We start from the raw sequence: 15,169 nt of genomic DNA on the forward strand, positions 1-15,169 counted from the left end.
CGGGCGCGAAGCGCACCTTGCCGGATTTAACAACAACCTTTAGATTTAGCAGCTGTGACGGGCGGCACAGTGCGACCGTACGCACGAGTCCCTGTCACGGAGAACTTCGGTTTCGATCCCACCGGTCGCGGCCGGGCACACAGGAGGCAATGAATGAGCGGAACCGTGATCGACGCGCTGAATTTCTGGGCGCGGATCGTCCCCGGCCAACCGGCCATCGATTTCGACGGCGACGTCGTCACGTACGCGGAACTGTCGAGGTGGGCCGACGGCGTCGCCCACGACCTCGCGGCGCGCGGCGTCCTGCCGGGCGACCGGGTCAGCTTCGTGGGAACCAACACCCTCGAATGGTGCGCGGCGGCGCTGGGGGCGATGAAGGTGGGCGCCATCGCCGCGCCGTTCAATCAGCGGATGCTCGCCGGCGAGCTCACGGCGCTGGTCGAGGATTGCGAGCCGAAGATCGTCTACTGCGATCAGGCGTACCTTCCCAGACTCGAAGAGGTCCTGAAGGCGCACGACACCTTCTCGATCGCCGTCCTCGAACACGACGTGCGGCCCCTGCGCGGAGGGGAGCACGTGACGTTCCCGACTCCCGTGGTCGACGTCTCGACACCGACCGCGATCGTCTTCACCAGCGGCACCACGGGCAGGCCCAAGGGGGTGGTGTTCACCCATGCGACCATCGCGGGCGAGATGCACGAGTGGTCGCTGATGGAACCCATCCTGCCCAATGGTTTGCGTCCTCTGCTCGTGCTGCCGTTGTTCACCGCGGCCGGCATCATCTGGGGCATCTCCCGCACGGTCATCCACGGCGGCACGCTCTTCCTGCAACCGGGATTCGACCCGCAGGCGGCCCTGCGTGTCCTCGTCGAGGACAAGGCGACGACGCTCACCGGTCCACCCATTCTGTTCGAGCAGATCGCGAAGGTCCCGGGATTCGCCGACGCCGACCTCCGCCACCTCACCACCGCACACGTGGGCGGTGCCCGGGTGCCTGCACACCTGCTGGGGATCTGGCAGGACCGGGGTGTGCAGTTGCGGCAGATCTACGGGCAGACCGAGATCGGCGGTTCCGCCACCGTGATGCCCCGCGACGAGGCGGCCGAGCATCCGGACAAGTGCGGGTGGGGTGGCATCTTCACCAAGATCCGAGTCGTCGACGCGTCCGGAAACGACTGCGCGCCTGGCGAAACCGGGCAGATCCTCCTCCGCGGTCCGGGAATGATGCCGGGCTACTGGCGCAACGAGGACGCGACGAAAGCCACGCTGATCGACGGCTGGTTGCACACGGGAGATCTCGGAAAGCTCGACGAGAACGGCTACCTGACCTACGTGGACCGGCTCAAGGACATGATCATCTCCGGTGGGCTCAACATCTCGCCCGCCGAAATCGAATCGGTGATCAATCAGATCCCCGAGGTCGAGGAAGTCGCGGTGATCAGCGTGCCCGACGCGAAGTTCGGAGAGACTCCGGCTGCTCTCGTGAAGGCGGCGCCGGGCCTGACCGAGGCGGATGTCGTCGAGTTCTGCAATCGGCGCCTCGCCGACTTCAAGGTCCCGCGTTACGTCGTCCTGCTGGACGAGCCGTTGCCGCGGATGGCCAGCGGCAAGATCGCCAAACGGGAACTGCGCGACACATACGCGGACGTGCCGGACACCCACCGGAAGGTGCGCTGAATGACGAACGCGGGTGAACAGAAGGTTGCCGTCGTCACCGGGGGTGGCAGGGGCATCGGTGCGGCAATCGCGCAGCGCCTCGCGTCGGACGGTTTCGCCGTGGCGGTGAACTATTCGCGCAGCGAGACGCATGCGGCCGACGTGGTCGCGAAGATCGTCGCGGGCGGTGGCCGCGCGGCGGCGATCAAGGCGGACATCGGGGACGCGGCCTCCGCCGAGGAGCTGATCTCACGGACCGCCGACACGCTCGGGGCGCCGTCGGTGCTGGTCAACAACGCGGGCATGAACCTCGCCGGCTCGGTCCGCAAGCAGGAACCGGAGGACTGGGATCGCGTGATCGCGGTCAACCTCAGCGGGGCGTTCTACTGCACGCACGCCGCGTTGCCTGCGATGTACGAGAACGGCTGGGGCCGGGTCGTCTTCTTCGGAAGCCCGTCCGGCGGACGGCGGCCGTCGCCCGGGATGAGCGCCTACTCGGCGGCGAAAGCCGGTCTGACCGGGATGACCCGGACGTTGGCGCTCGAGGTCGCGCGGCGCGGCATCACCGTCAACACCGTCGTCCCCGGTTTCGTCGAGACCGACATCATCAGTTCCGGGGGCGACGCCGCCGTCGACGTCCTGGCCGCCCATTGGCCGCGGATCCCGGCGGAGTCCGTGGCGGCGACCGTGTCGTTCCTCGTCAGTGACGACGCCCGCCATGTGTCGGGTGAAGAGGTGGGCGTCTGGCTCGGCGGTCCGGTGTAGGCGCCTCCGGCGCCCGTGCGCGGTTGACGAGTCCCAGGACTACTCGTCAACCGCGCACAGGTGCGTCAGCGCCTGTAGTTGGTGGGCCACGCCTTCCCGAGGGTCAGGCCCCCGTCGACGACGAGGTTCTGCCCGGTCACGAACGTTGCGTCGTCGGAGACCAGATAGGCGATGGCGCCGGCGATGTCGTGGCCCTCGCCGGCGCGGGGGATCGGCTGGAATGTCGCGAGACCCTGCCGCACGCTGTCGACGCTGGCGTCCAGCGCGTCTCCGTCCAGGCCGGCGCCGTGACCGACGATGCGGGTGGCGACGCCGCCGGGGGTGACCGCGTTGACCCGGACGTGAAATTCCGCGAGTTCGCGTGCGGCGCTGCGGGTCATCTGCAGCACGGCGGCCTTCGCGGCGCCGTACGGGTGCGGGCCGAAGCCGGTGCGCACCCCCGCCACGGACGACACGTTGACCACGGTGCCGAATCCCTGCTCGCGCATCACCCGGGCGGCGTGTTTGGTCCCGAGGAAGGCGCTGCGCGCCAGGACGGCGAACGAGGAGTCCCACTCGTCGACGGTCGTGTCGGCGACGTACGTCCAGGCCCCGACCCGGCCGGCGTTGTTGACCATCGCGTCGAGGCGTCCGAAGCGCTCGGTCGCGACGCGGACCGCGGCCGCGACATCCTCCTCGCGGGTGACGTCGGTGTGCAGGTAGACACCGTGCTCGCCGAGGGCGGCCGCGACCGCCTCGCCGCGTTCGTCGTCGATGTCCGTGACCACCACCCGCGCACCCCGCTCCGCGAGGAGTGCGCAGGTCGCCGCCCCGATCCCGCTCGCTCCACCGGTCACCACCGCGACCTTGCCGTGCAGTTCCGCCATTGTGTTCTGTCCTTTCGCGCCGTCCGTCCGAACTGTGGATCTTGAGGTATTAACCTAAAGGTATTAGCTTGATATGTCGACGGTACCGACACGAAGCGGAGGCCGTCGGAACCACACGAGGGGAAGGCCCCGAATGTCCGAACTGATACTGACCGAGCAGCCGCGGCCCGGCATCCTGCTCGTGCGACTGAACCGACCCGAAGCGCTCAACGCGATGAACGCGGAGATGATCGGCGAACTGCACCGGGTTCTGGCCCGGGTGCGGGACGACTCGACCATCCGGGCGATCGTCCTCACCGGCGCGGGCAAGGCGTTCTGCGCCGGCCTGGACCTGCGTGGGTACGGAACCCCGGACGGCGCCGCGGACGGCGAGGGTCGCCCCCAGGCCGGGCTGCGGGTGCAGAAGCACATCGCCGACCTGGTGGAGGCGTTTCGCGGCGCGCGGCCGCCGATCATCGCCGCGATCAACGGCGCAGCGGCAGGCGGCGGGATGGCGCTCGCGCTGATGGCCGATATCCGCATCATCGCCGACTCGGCCGCCCTGCACGCGTCGTTCATCAAACGTGGCCTGTCCAACTGCGACATCGGGGTCAGCTGGCTGCTGCCCCGCATGATCGGGTTCTCGCGCGCCGCGCAGATCCTGCTCACCGGCCGGACGATCGACGCCTTGGAGGCGGAACGAATCGGAATCGCCTCGTCCGTCGAATCGGAAAGCACCCTGATCGACGCGGCGCTGGGCACCGCCGAGGCGATTGCGCAGAACACGCCGTTCGGGGTGTGGATGACCAAAGAGGTGATGTGGTCGAACCTCGAGGTGCCGAGTCTCCGGGCGGCGATCGACCTCGAGAACCGCACCCAGATCCTGGCAGCCATGACCAAGGACCACCGCGAGGCGGTGAAGTCCTTCCTCGAGAAGCGCCCGCCCGAGTATCTGAATCACTGAACTTCAGCGACCAGCAACACCGGCCCAACGGGGCAGTAAGTGAGGAATACCAGTGAAAGTCGGTATCGCCGCGGGATATTGGGGCTCCGGTCCGCCGCGCAACGTCGACCGCATGCTCGCCGAAGCCGAGGCGCTCGGCGTGGACAGCTTCTGGACGGCGGAGACCTACGGATCGGACGCGCTGACCCCCCTCGCCTGGTGGGGATCACGCACGTCCACCATCACACTCGGGACCGCGGTCTGCCAGATGTCGGCCCGGACGCCGACGGCCCTGGCGATGGCGGCGCAGACGGTCGACCACCTCAGCGGGGGCCGGGTGATCGTCGGCATCGGCGCGTCGGGACCGCAGGTGGTCGAGGGCTGGTATGGGCAACCGTATCCCCGGCCGCTCGAGCGAACCCGCGAGTATGTCGAGATCATGCGTGCGGTGTGGGCCCGGGAGAAGCCGGTGACCTACGAAGGCAGGCACTATCAGCTGCCGCTGGACGGTGGCAGCGGTCTCGGAAAGCCGTTGAAGTCGATCGTTCACCCACTGCGCGAGGACATTCCGGTCTATCTCGGGGCGGAGGGTCCGAAGAATGTCGCGCTTGCCGCGGAGATCGCGGACGGCTGGACCCCGCTGTGGTTCTCGCCCAAGAGCGACGAGTTCTACCGCGCCGCGCTGGCCGAGGGGTTCGGCCGGGACGGGGCCCGCCGGTCGCCGTCGGATTTCGAGATCGCCAACGTGTGCTGGCTGGTCGAAAACGACGATGTGGAAAAGGCGGCGGCCAAGATCAAACCCGTCGTCGCGTTGTACGCCGGTGGCATGGGCGCCAAGGGCGCCAATTTCCACAACGACGTCTTCGCCCGCATGGGCTGGGCCGACGCCTGCGCCGAGATCCAGGAGTTGTACCTGCGTGGACGGCCCGATCTCGCCGCGCAGGCCGTTCCGACGGAGATGGTCGAGGACGTCGCGCTGATCGGGCCTGCCGACAAGATCTGTGAGGACATCGTGAACCGCTGGAAACCCACCTGCTTGACGACGCTGATCCTCGGCGGCTGGCCGAGGCCGGAGAACCGGGAACRCATCCTCGAGGCGGTGATGTCGTGACGCTCGATCCGCGCACCCCGATCCTCGTCGGCGGCGGACAGGTCAACGAGCGGACCGGGGGAGTGGAACCCGTCGATCTGATCGTCGCGGCGGCCCGCGCCGCCGCCTCAGAGGCAGGATCGTCGCGTCTGCTCGAACTCGTCGACTCGGTCCGGTTGATCGGGATGCTGTCGTGGCGGTACCGCGACCCCGGGGCGCTGGTCGGCGAACGCATCGGTGCCGCCGTCCGGCACACCGGGTACACCGGCAGCGGGGGCAGCGGCCCGCAGGTCCTCGTCAACCAGGCGGCCGAGGACATCGCGGCGGGCCGGGCCGACGTGGTCCTGGTGGGCGGTGCCGAGTCCTGGCGGACCCGGATGAAGTTGCGGTCTCGGGGTGTTCGCCCGGAGTGGACCGTGCAGGACGACTCGGTTCCACCCGCGGAGGTCCTCGTCCCCGAGGTGCCGATGGTCTTCGACGGTCAGTCCAGGATCGGGCTCGATCGGCCCGCCTACGTGTACCCCCTGTTCGAGCAGGCGCTGCGGATCTCGTCGGGGCGGTCGCAGGACGAGCATCGTGCCGCGATCGGCGCACTCTGGTCGGGATTCAGCAAGGTGGCGGCGACGAACCCGCACGCGTGGACCGGCCGTGAGTACACGGCCGACGAGATCGTCACGCCGTCCGAGGACAATCGGTGGATCAGCCGGCCGTACACCAAGCTGATGAATTCGAACAACATGGTGGAGCAGGGCGCGGCGCTGCTCCTCTGTTCCGTCGGCGTTGCCACCCGCCTCGGGATTCCCCGCGACAACTGGGTCTTTCCGCATGCAGGCACCGAGGCGCACGACACGTACGACATCGCCGAACGGGAGGCGCTCGATCGGTCACCCGCCATCCGGCTGGCGGGGGCGCGCGCCCTGGAACTGTCGGGAATCGGGCGGGACGACCTGGCGCACGTGGACGTGTATTCGTGCTTCCCGTCGGCCGTCCAGGTCGCCGCGGCCGAGTTGGGGCTGCCCGTCGACGACCCCGGTCGACCGCTGACGCTCACCGGCGGCCTCACGTTCGCGGGCGGTCCGTGGAACAACTACAGCACCCACGCGATCGCCACCCTGGCGACCCGGCTGCGCGAGGCGCCGGGAACGTACGGGCTGATCACGGCGAACGGCGGCTACCTCACCAAGCACGCGTTCGGCGTCTACCGGACGGAGCCGCCGCGCAGCGGCTTCCGGCGCCAGGACGTTCAGGCCGACGTCGATGCGCTGCCGACCACGCGAGCGCTCACCAGCTATGAGGGGTCCGGCTCGATCGAGTCCTGGACCGTCGTGCACGGTCGCGACGGCGCCCCGGAGCGCGGCTTCGTGGCGGTGCGGACCGGCAGCGGCGAACGCACGCTGGCCACCACGACGGAAGCGGGCGCGCTGGCCCGTCTGGTCGGCGTCGACGTCGCGCGGGACACAGCGGTCGTCGCAGCCGACGGCACGTTCCGGTTCGCGGACGATTGACTCCGGTTTACCTAACGACATAAGGTATAGGAATCGAGGGCATCCGCCGTGAGGTGTGAGGTTCTCACGGAGAAAAGGAGTTTCGAATGTCTGTCGAAGACTTCCGCGAACTGTACGAGCGGCACGTCGGATACGTGGTGTCCGGAGACATGAAGTCCGCACTCGCCGACATGGTTCAGGAGAACCTGCCCGCCGTGTTCGACGGTGTCACCGTTCCCCGCGGCGACGTCGACGGGTTCGAGATCAAGGACGTCCGGGCCGACGGCGACCGCCGCATCGGCGAGACGGTGTACACGACCCCCGGCGGCACGATCGGCCTGCGATCGATCTGGGAGCGTCACGACGGCCGCTGGCTGGCCGCGGCGCTCGAGAACTTCCCCGCCGAAGGAGGGCGTCCGGCATGACGGGAGAACCGTGGGGACCGTCCGCCKACGGCCTCGACCAACCGTACTGGGACGGGCTCACCCGAGGTGAGCTGCGACTCCAGCGTTGCGGCAATTGCGAGACCTGGATCTGGGGACCGCAATGGGTCTGCGGATCCTGCCACACCCTCGACCCGAACTGGGAGTCCGTGACGCCCACCGGGACCGTGTACAGCTGGTCGCGCAGCTGGTACCCGTTCATCACCGAACTGGCCGACCGGGTCCCGTACGTGACGGTCCTGGTCGAACTTCCCGAGGCCGGGCACCGCCGGGTACTCGGAATCCTGACCGGTGACGACACCGACGCCATCCGCATCGGCGACCCGGTCGTCGGGCACATCGAGCACGACGAAGGCGCAACCTGGCCGCTGCTGCGCTGGCGTCGATCCACAGAAGGAGCGCAGGCATGAGTGCACTCACCATGCGCGGGGCGGCCGCCGTCGTCGGCGTGTCCGAATTGCACTACCGCCGCGGCGAGGCCCCGGCGGGTGAACTGAGGATGACGCTCGAGGCGATCCTCGCGGCATGCTCGGACGCCGGCATCTCGCCGCGCGAACTCGACGGATTCGTGTCGTATGCGGGCGGCGGGCACGACGGTGCGGTCATCGGCGGCGCACTGGGCGTCGACGACGTCCGGTGGTCGAACATGATGTGGGGCGGTGGCGGCGGGACGGTCGCTGCCGCGATCAACAATGCCGCCGTCGCGATCGCTGCCGGGCAGGCCGAGTGCGTCGTCGTCTATCGCTCGATGGCACAGGCGGATACCGGGCGGCTCGGCTACGCGAAGTACCACTACGGCCCGCACTTCCTCGCGCACGGCGTCGGATCGCCCGCCCAGGTGTGCGCGCTGCGGACACAGCGACTGCTCGAGCACGACGGGGTGCCGCGCGAGACCATGCGTGCGCTGGTGCTCGCCGCGTACCGGCACGCCCAGAACAATCCGACCGCGCAGGGTTACGGCAAGCCGCTCGACGAGGCGACGTACGAGTCGTCCCGCCTGATCACCGAACCGTTTCACCTGTACGACTGCTCGCGGGAGAGCGACGGCGCCGTCGCGCTGGTGCTGGTCTCCGCCGACCGCGCGAAGTCGCTGCGACCCGATCCCGCGTACGTTCTCGCGGGAGCGCAGGGCGCACCGGGCGGCTACTCCTCGATCATCGACAACGACGACCAGTACGCCACAGCGGGTTTCGCGGGCGCCACCGGACGGCCCGGGGTCGCGGACCGCCTCTGGGCCGCAGCAGGTCTGGGCCCCGACGACGTGGACGTCGTCCAGGTGTACGAGAACTTCAGCGGGCCCGCCGTCGCCGCGCTCATCGACCACGGCCTGGCGCCGTCCGGCCCCGCCGCAGGCGAGGTCCTCACCGTCGACAACCTCACCGCGGGCGTCGGCAAGCTCCCCGTGAACACGAGTGGCGGCAACATCGCCGACTCGTTCGTCAACGGAATGGGGCTCGCGGTCGAAGCGGTGCGGCAGATCCGCGGCACGTCGACCAATCCGGTGGCGCACGCCAAGACGTCGCTGTTCATCGGCGGCCCGATGGCACCGCTCGTCAGTTCGACGCTCTTCGCCCACGAAGACGTGCTGTAGCACCCCGACTCTGTGAGAAGGATCGACATGGACAACATGACCGTGGACCGCGACGCTCTGTTCATCGGTGGCCGGTGGGTCGCCCCGCAGGAGGGTGCCGCGGCCGACGTCGTCGAGGCTGCCACGGAGAAGGTGCTCGGGCGTTCGGCTCTCGCTTCCGCCGCCGACATCGACGCCGCCGTCTCCGCCGCACGCGACGCACTCCGCGGACCGTGGGGTCAGCTCGACAACCGCGCTCGCGCAGACCTTCTCGACGTGTTCGCGTCCGCGCTGAAGAAGCGTGGTCGCGACACCGCGACGTTGGTGAGCCGCGAGAACGGGATGCCGATCTCACTCTCCGCCGGGGTCAACGGTTTCGGACCCGCCGCCATGATCCGCTACTACGCCGCGCTCGTCCGCGACGCGGCGTCCGAGGACATCCGTCCCAGCGCGTTCGGCGGTCGCACGGTGGTCCGGCGTGAGCCGGTGGGCGTCGTCGCCGCGATCACCCCGTGGAACTACCCGCAACCCCTCGCCGCGATGAAGATCGCGCCCGCGCTCGCGGCCGGGTGCACCGTGGTGCTCAAGGCCGCCCCCGAAACCGCGCTCGACGCGTTCGCGTACGCGGATGCCGCCGAGGAGGCCGGTCTGCCTCCCGGCGTCCTGAACATCGTGCCCGCGGGCCGCGAGGCGAGCGCCTACCTGGTGCAGCACCCGGGGGTCGACAAGGTCGCGTTCACCGGTTCGACGGCGGCGGGACGAGCGATCGGCGAGGTGTGTGGCAGGCTGCTGCGCCCCGTCACGCTCGAACTCGGCGGCAAATCGGCTGCAATCGTGGCAGCCGACGCCGACCTGTCCGTGTTCGCCGCGAACCTCGCGGAGGTGTCGCTGGTGAACAACGGCCAGACATGCCATGCGAGTACCCGGATCCTCGCCCCCCGTGCCCGGTACGAGGAGGTCGTCGAGGCGGTCACCGAGACGGTCCGGGGTCTCGTCGTCGGGGATCCCCTCGACAAGGCCACCGGGATCGGGCCGCTGGTCAGCGCCGCCCAGCGCGAGCGCGTGCTCGGCTACATCGAGGACGGGCGCAGCGCGGGCTACCGCACGACGACCGGCGGGGGCGTACCGGATTCGCAGCCGCTCGGCTGGTTTGTCGAGCCGACGGTGTTCGTGGACGTGGACAACTCCGCGCGCATCGCCCAGGAGGAGATCTTCGGGCCCGTTCTGACGATCACCCCCTACACGGACGAGGACGAGGCCGTGGCGATCGCCAACGACTCCGAATACGGCCTGGGCGGCACGGTCTGGACCGCCGACGAGGAGCACGGCCTCGCCGTGGCCTCCCGGATCCACAGCGGGACCGTCGGCGTCAACCATTACGCCCTCGACCTCGACGCGCCGTTCGGCGGCGTCAAGTCGTCCGGTCTCGGACGTGAACTCGGTCCGGAAGGCCTGACCCCGTATTTCGCGACGAAGTCCGTGTACTTCGGAACACGCTGAGTCGAACAGCTTTTCATTCACCATCAGATCTGATCGAACGGAGCAGGCGATGACGCTACCGCTGACCGGTGTCCGCGTACTGGACCTCACCGACGGCCTCGGTGAGTCGTGTGGCCGGTACCTCGCCGACCTCGGCGCGCAGGTGACGAAGGTGGAAGGTCCGGGAGGCGCCCGCTCACGCCGCGCCGAGCCGGTGGTGGACGGGGTCAGCATCCCGTTCGCGCTGCGCAACGCGAACAAGCGGGGGATCGTCGTGGACCTCGACGATCCCGCAGGCCGGGACCGGCTGCGGGAACTCGCCGCGGAGTCCGACATCCTGATCGAATCGCACGCGCCGGGCCTGCTGAGCGAACGCGGAGTGGGCGCGGCCGAACTCTCCGCTCTCGCACCGTCACTGGTGTGCGTGTCGGTCACGCCGTTCGGGCAGACCGGGCCCTACCGGGACTGGGCGGCCACGGAACAGGTGCTGTACGCACTGAGCGGTGTGCTGTCCCGCTCCGGCGCTCCCGGAGCCGAACCCCTGCTTCCTCCCGCCGGCCTGGTGGAGGAGACGGTGGGGATGCACGCCGCCTGGTCGGCGCTGCTCGCCTACTACGACCGCATCCACACCGGTCGCGGCCAGGTCGTGGATCTGTCTGCCTTCGAAGCGCTCGTCCACGGCTTCGATCCCGGTTTCGGGACGCAGGGTTCCGCGGCCGCGGGGCGCTCCGACGACTTCCCCCKGAATCGACCGGACGCGTCGAACTTCTATCCGGTGTTCCCCTGTGCCGACGGCTACGTGCGGATCTGCCTGCTGGCCAAACGGCAGTGGCGGGGAATGTTCGAATGGCTCGGCGAGCCGGAGGAATTCGCCGACCCGAAGTACGACACGATTCCGGCCCGATTCGCCGCCGCCGACGCCCTGCACCCCCTGATCGAGGCGCTGTTCGCGACCCGCACCCGCGACCAACTCGTCGCGGAGGGCGCGACCAGGGGAGTGCCCGTCGGTGGCGTCCTCTCGCTCGGGGAAGTGCTGACGACCGAGCACTTCGACGCGGCCGGTGCCCTCGCGGACCTGGAGATCGCCACCGGGGTGCGCGCCCGGGTTCCGACGGGCTACGTGTCGTTCGACGGCGCACGCGTCGGAATCAGGACCCCGGCGCCCGAGGTCGGGGAGCACGACGCCCAGCCCCAGGCGACGCGGGAGACACCGGCGGGCGAGGCGTCCGGGATGCGGCAACGGGGCACCCGCCCACTCGACGGCCTACGCGTCCTCGACCTGGGCGTGATCGTCTTCGGCGCCGAACTCAGCCGTCAGTTCGCCGACTACGGCGCCGACGTCGTCAAGGTCGAGAATGCCAAGTTCCCCGACGGTCTCCGCCAGTCGAAGCGCGGCGCCGCGCTGGCCGCGTCCGTCGCCTGGGGGCACCGCAACAAGCGCAGCCTCGGTCTGGACCTGCGCAGCCCGGAGGGCGGGGAGTTGTTCCGCCGACTCGTCGCCGAGGCCGACGTGGTCCTGGCCAATTTCAAGCCCGGAACACTCGCGTCGATGGGCCTGTCGTACGACGAACTCGCCGCACTCAACCCCCGCATCATCGTCTCCGAGAGCAGCGCGTTCGGCAGTGTCGGACCGTGGAACAACCGACTCGGATACGGCCCGCTGGTGCGTGCCGCGTGCGGTGTGTCCGCCCTGTGGCGGTACCCCGGGAACGAGGACCTGCTCTGTGACGGCTCGACCGTCTATCCCGATCACATCGCCGCGCACGTCACGGCGATCGCGGTGCTCGCGGCTTTGATCCAGCGGACCCGCACGGGTAGGGGCGCAGCGCTCGAGGTGGCGCAGGCGGACACCGCGCTCGTCCAACTCGGTGCTCAACTCGTCACCGAATCGCTGCGACCGGGTACCGTCTCCGCGCCCGGCAACTCGGACCCGTTCGCCGCGCCGGCCGGGGTGTTCGCCTGTGCGGGTGACGACGAGTGGTGCGTCGTGTCGGTCAGGGACGACGACGACTGGGTGCGACTGTGCGCCGCGATCGGCACGCCCGAACTGGCAGACGTTCCAGCGTTCCGCACCCGGGCCGAGCGGATCCGCAACCGCGTGGACGTCGACGCCGTGCTGGGTGAGTGGCTGCAGACGCGTTCTCCCGCAGCGGCGGTCGCGCAGTTGCAGGCGGCGGGAGTGCCCGCCGGGATGATGCTGCGACTTCCCGAACTGCTCACCGATCCGCACCTGGCGGCCCGCGACGCCTACACGGTCACGCATCACGCGTTGCTTCCGAAGGCGTTGCCCACGGCGGCCCGCGTCGCGCGCTTCTCGGCCATTTCGGATCCGCCGCTGCGCCAGGCTCCGGCCGCCGGGCAGCACAGCCGGGAGATCTGTGAGGAGCTGCTGAACATGACGACCGCCGAGGTGGATCGTCTCGTGGACGACGGAATCCTGCAACCGCCCGTCACGGATCCCCCGCTCGAGGTGGCCGCCTCCACCTCGAGGTGACACACGAGTGGATTCGACAGCGGCCCGGGTCACCCTGGGCCGCTGTCGAATCACGCCCATGTCACCGGTGTTCCGGTGAGGTCGAAATACCGAAGGTAAAGCCTAGACAAACCTAATGGCTGTTGGTTAACGTGGCACCCGTCACAATCATTCTCGAACTCTTCGAGACCGCACGACACGGAGTGTGTGCATGACAATCAGCCCATCAACCGCCGCAGACGGCGGTACGACGGTCTCCGATTCCGGGTCCGCCGGCGACTCGAAACGAGCCAGCCGCGCCGCGTTCGTCGGAACTCTGCTCGAGTACTACGATTTCAGCCTCTACGCCTCGGCCGCGTCGGTGGTGTTCGGGAGCGTCTTCTTCTCCGGTGCGAGCCCCTTCCTGGCCACGCTGCAAGCGGTCGGGACGTTCGCAGTCGGCTTCCTCGTCCGGCCGATCGGCGGCGTCGTCCTCGGCAGCCTCGGCGACCGGATCGGTCGGAAGAAGATCCTCGTCTTCACCCTCGTGATGATGGGGGCCGCGACGATGCTCGTGGGTCTTCTGCCCGGCTACTCGCAGATCGGCTGGCTGGCTCCGGCCCTCCTCGTCCTCCTCCGGATCCTCCAGGGAATCGGGGCCAGCGCCGAATACGGCGGCGCCACCCTGGTCGCGGTGGAGTTCGCGCCGCAGCGCCGACGGGGGCTTCTCGGATCGCTGCCGGGAGCGGGGGCGTCCATCGGCGGCGTCCTCGGCACCAGCGCCCTGCTGGGCGTGTCGGCCGCTCTTCCCGAGGAGGCCTTCATGTCCTGGGGATGGCGCCTGCCGTTCCTGCTCAGCGGACTGATTCTGCTGTACGGCCTGTCGCTGCGCGCCCGGCTGCCCGAGACCCCGGCGTTCCGCCACATCGAGGAATCGAACGACAAGACCACGTCCCCGGTTCTCGACGTCATCCGCCGGCAACCCCGCGCCATCCTGTCCGTACTCGTGATGGTGTTCGGGCAGGCCGGTCTCGGCTATTTCTATCTCGTCTTCATGCTGACGTTCGGCCGCAACCAACTGGGCATGGGGCAGACCGACATCCTGATCGGCCTGGTGCTCGCGCAATTGAGTTGTGCGGCATTCATTCCCCTGTTCGGGATGCTGTCGGACCGGGTGGGTCGACGACCGGTCATCATCGCCGGGTTCGTGTTCTCCGCGCTGCTCGCCTTCCCGGCGTTCTGGCTCGTCGGGCACGACGGCGGTACCGCCGCGTTCTGGTTGGTGCTGGTCCTGGGGAACGGGGTCGGTGTCGCTGCGATCTTCGGCCCGATGGGGGCGTACGTCACCGAACTGTTCGAGACCCGTCACGCCTTCAGCGGTCTGGGGTTGGGCCGTGAACTCGGGAACGCTCTCGGCGCCGCGCTCGTGCCGGTCCTCGCGGTGCAACTCGCGTTCAACGACGGCGGCAGCACCGCGGCGCTGAGCATCCTGCTGGTGGCGATTTCGGTGGCGGGCGTCGCCGCCGCATGGGTCTCGGTGTCGAGGACAACGCGCGCGCGGGACGGTGCGGAGCGGGCCGAGTCGTCGTCCGAGGTCGCCGGATAATGGCCGACGCTCACACGGCGGGATGGGCCGAGGGAAACCTCGGCCCGTCCCGCCGTTGCACGTCGAGGTTCAGGGTAGCGGCGCCACGGGATGGCAGGCGGGAGCAACGGCCGTCGCCGGGTCGAGGAGGTTGCGCACGATCCGGAGTGTGATGTCGTCGTGGACCATGGTTCCGTGATTGGTCAGATCCTCGGGGCAGAATTCCTGAACCACGACGTTGGACACGTTCGGCCCGGGCGGCAGTTGCGACTCGCTCAGTTGCACGACGAGGTCGTGCCGCGAACTGACGGTCGCATACTCGACTCCCGGGCGGGTCATGCCACCCTCACCGGTCTCCGTGACGAGCGCCGAACCCGCCGTCCCGTCGTCGACCGCCGGAATCACGTTCCCGACGGCATCTTTCGCCTGGGAATGCGCGGCGAGAAAATTCAGCATTCCGTAGGCGCTGATGCCGTTGGTGGCGGGAGCGACCCCGATCATCGTGCCGATCTTCGACTCTCCACCGAGGTGGTTGATGTAAAACAGCGGCACGAGTCCGCCCTGGGAGTGCCCGACGAGGTCGACCCGGTCGCCGCCGGGTGCTCGATGGAATAGGCCCACGCGGCAGGCCACCCCGTTTGCGGGGGCCCGACGGGAGCCTTGTCCGGGGCGGCGTCGGCCACCGCCGGAGTGCCCAGGACTGCCAGGACTCCGAGAACTGCCACCGTGCGTGCGCGTGCAGCCATCGCGTCCGACTCCTCTACCCCAGGGCGACCGTTTTACCTAACAAATGTAGTTTCTGCGCGGGTGGGCGTGGGTGGGAACGGCGAAAAAAGGGGGGGTGCGGCGAAGAGTAC

At 69.0% G+C, this 15,169-nt stretch carries 13 protein-coding genes; 11 read left to right on the plus strand and 2 right to left on the minus strand.

Going from position 1 to position 15,169, the window contains the following annotated elements; translation table 11 throughout:
• Positions 1 to 153: 153 nt before the first annotated feature.
• Complete coding sequence (locus tag AC1DWT_RS41335) at positions 154 to 1,677, plus strand: class I adenylate-forming enzyme family protein (protein WP_206013092.1); 1,524 nt, start codon at positions 154 to 156, stop codon at positions 1,675 to 1,677.
• The gene (locus AC1DWT_RS41340) at positions 1,678 to 2,421 is read left to right on the plus strand and encodes an SDR family oxidoreductase (protein ID WP_072939717.1); all 744 of its coding nucleotides are present in this window, start codon (positions 1,678 to 1,680) and stop codon (positions 2,419 to 2,421) included.
• Positions 2,422 to 2,486: 65 nt separating this feature from the next.
• On the opposite strand, the gene AC1DWT_RS41345 is transcribed toward AC1DWT_RS41340, so the two are convergent.
• Positions 2,487 to 3,287, minus strand: a complete 801-nt coding sequence (locus AC1DWT_RS41345) for a glucose 1-dehydrogenase (RefSeq protein ID WP_206013091.1) — start codon at positions 3,285 to 3,287, stop codon at positions 2,487 to 2,489.
• Between the two features lie 133 nt (positions 3,288 to 3,420).
• On the opposite strand from AC1DWT_RS41345, the gene AC1DWT_RS41350 reads away from it, so the two are divergent.
• From AC1DWT_RS41350 to AC1DWT_RS41390, 9 genes are all read left to right on the plus strand, one after another.
• The gene (locus tag AC1DWT_RS41350) at positions 3,421 to 4,230 is read left to right on the plus strand and encodes an enoyl-CoA hydratase/isomerase family protein (RefSeq protein ID WP_095862521.1); all 810 of its coding nucleotides are present in this window, start codon (positions 3,421 to 3,423) and stop codon (positions 4,228 to 4,230) included.
• 52 nt (positions 4,231 to 4,282) lie between these two features.
• Positions 4,283 to 5,320 carry an LLM class F420-dependent oxidoreductase gene (locus tag AC1DWT_RS41355; RefSeq protein ID WP_477925096.1) on the plus strand — a complete coding sequence of 346 codons (1,038 nt, stop codon included), beginning with the start codon at positions 4,283 to 4,285 and terminating at the stop codon, positions 5,318 to 5,320.
• Entirely contained in the window at positions 5,317 to 6,804 is a 1,488-nt protein-coding gene (locus AC1DWT_RS41360) for an acetyl-CoA acetyltransferase (RefSeq protein WP_477925098.1), read from the plus strand. The genes AC1DWT_RS41355 and AC1DWT_RS41360 overlap by 4 nt, the downstream gene beginning before the upstream one ends.
• A gap of 86 nt (positions 6,805 to 6,890) precedes the next feature.
• A complete protein-coding gene (locus tag AC1DWT_RS41365) occupies positions 6,891 to 7,208 on the plus strand; it encodes a hypothetical protein (RefSeq protein ID WP_095862524.1) in 318 nt (105 codons plus the stop codon).
• The gene (locus AC1DWT_RS41370; protein WP_477925101.1) at positions 7,205 to 7,636 is read left to right on the plus strand and encodes a Zn-ribbon domain-containing OB-fold protein; all 432 of its coding nucleotides are present in this window, start codon (positions 7,205 to 7,207) and stop codon (positions 7,634 to 7,636) included. Before AC1DWT_RS41365 ends, AC1DWT_RS41370 begins: the two co-directional genes overlap by 4 nt.
• The gene (locus tag AC1DWT_RS41375; RefSeq protein WP_206013087.1) at positions 7,633 to 8,817 is read left to right on the plus strand and encodes a thiolase C-terminal domain-containing protein; all 1,185 of its coding nucleotides are present in this window, start codon (positions 7,633 to 7,635) and stop codon (positions 8,815 to 8,817) included. The genes AC1DWT_RS41370 and AC1DWT_RS41375 overlap by 4 nt, the downstream gene beginning before the upstream one ends.
• Positions 8,818 to 8,844: 27 nt before the next feature.
• The gene (locus tag AC1DWT_RS41380; RefSeq protein WP_206013086.1) at positions 8,845 to 10,296 is read left to right on the plus strand and encodes an aldehyde dehydrogenase; all 1,452 of its coding nucleotides are present in this window, start codon (positions 8,845 to 8,847) and stop codon (positions 10,294 to 10,296) included.
• Positions 10,297 to 10,345: 49 nt separating this feature from the next.
• Positions 10,346 to 12,769: a CaiB/BaiF CoA transferase family protein gene (locus AC1DWT_RS41385; protein WP_477925103.1), complete on the plus strand. Its 2,424-nt coding sequence runs from the start codon at positions 10,346 to 10,348 to the stop codon at positions 12,767 to 12,769.
• A 190-nt stretch (positions 12,770 to 12,959) separates the two neighbouring features.
• Positions 12,960 to 14,333 carry an MFS transporter gene (locus AC1DWT_RS41390; protein WP_206013084.1) on the plus strand — a complete coding sequence of 458 codons (1,374 nt, stop codon included), beginning with the start codon at positions 12,960 to 12,962 and terminating at the stop codon, positions 14,331 to 14,333.
• A 69-nt stretch (positions 14,334 to 14,402) separates the two neighbouring features.
• Here AC1DWT_RS41390 and AC1DWT_RS41395 read toward each other — a convergent pair whose 3' ends face one another.
• Positions 14,403 to 14,933, minus strand: coding sequence for a lipase family alpha/beta hydrolase (locus AC1DWT_RS41395; RefSeq protein WP_241031309.1), 531 nt, complete (start codon positions 14,931 to 14,933; stop codon positions 14,403 to 14,405).
• Between the last annotated feature and the right edge of the window lie 236 nt (positions 14,934 to 15,169).

The organism is Rhodococcus sp. P4_B6, from assembly GCF_056402215.1.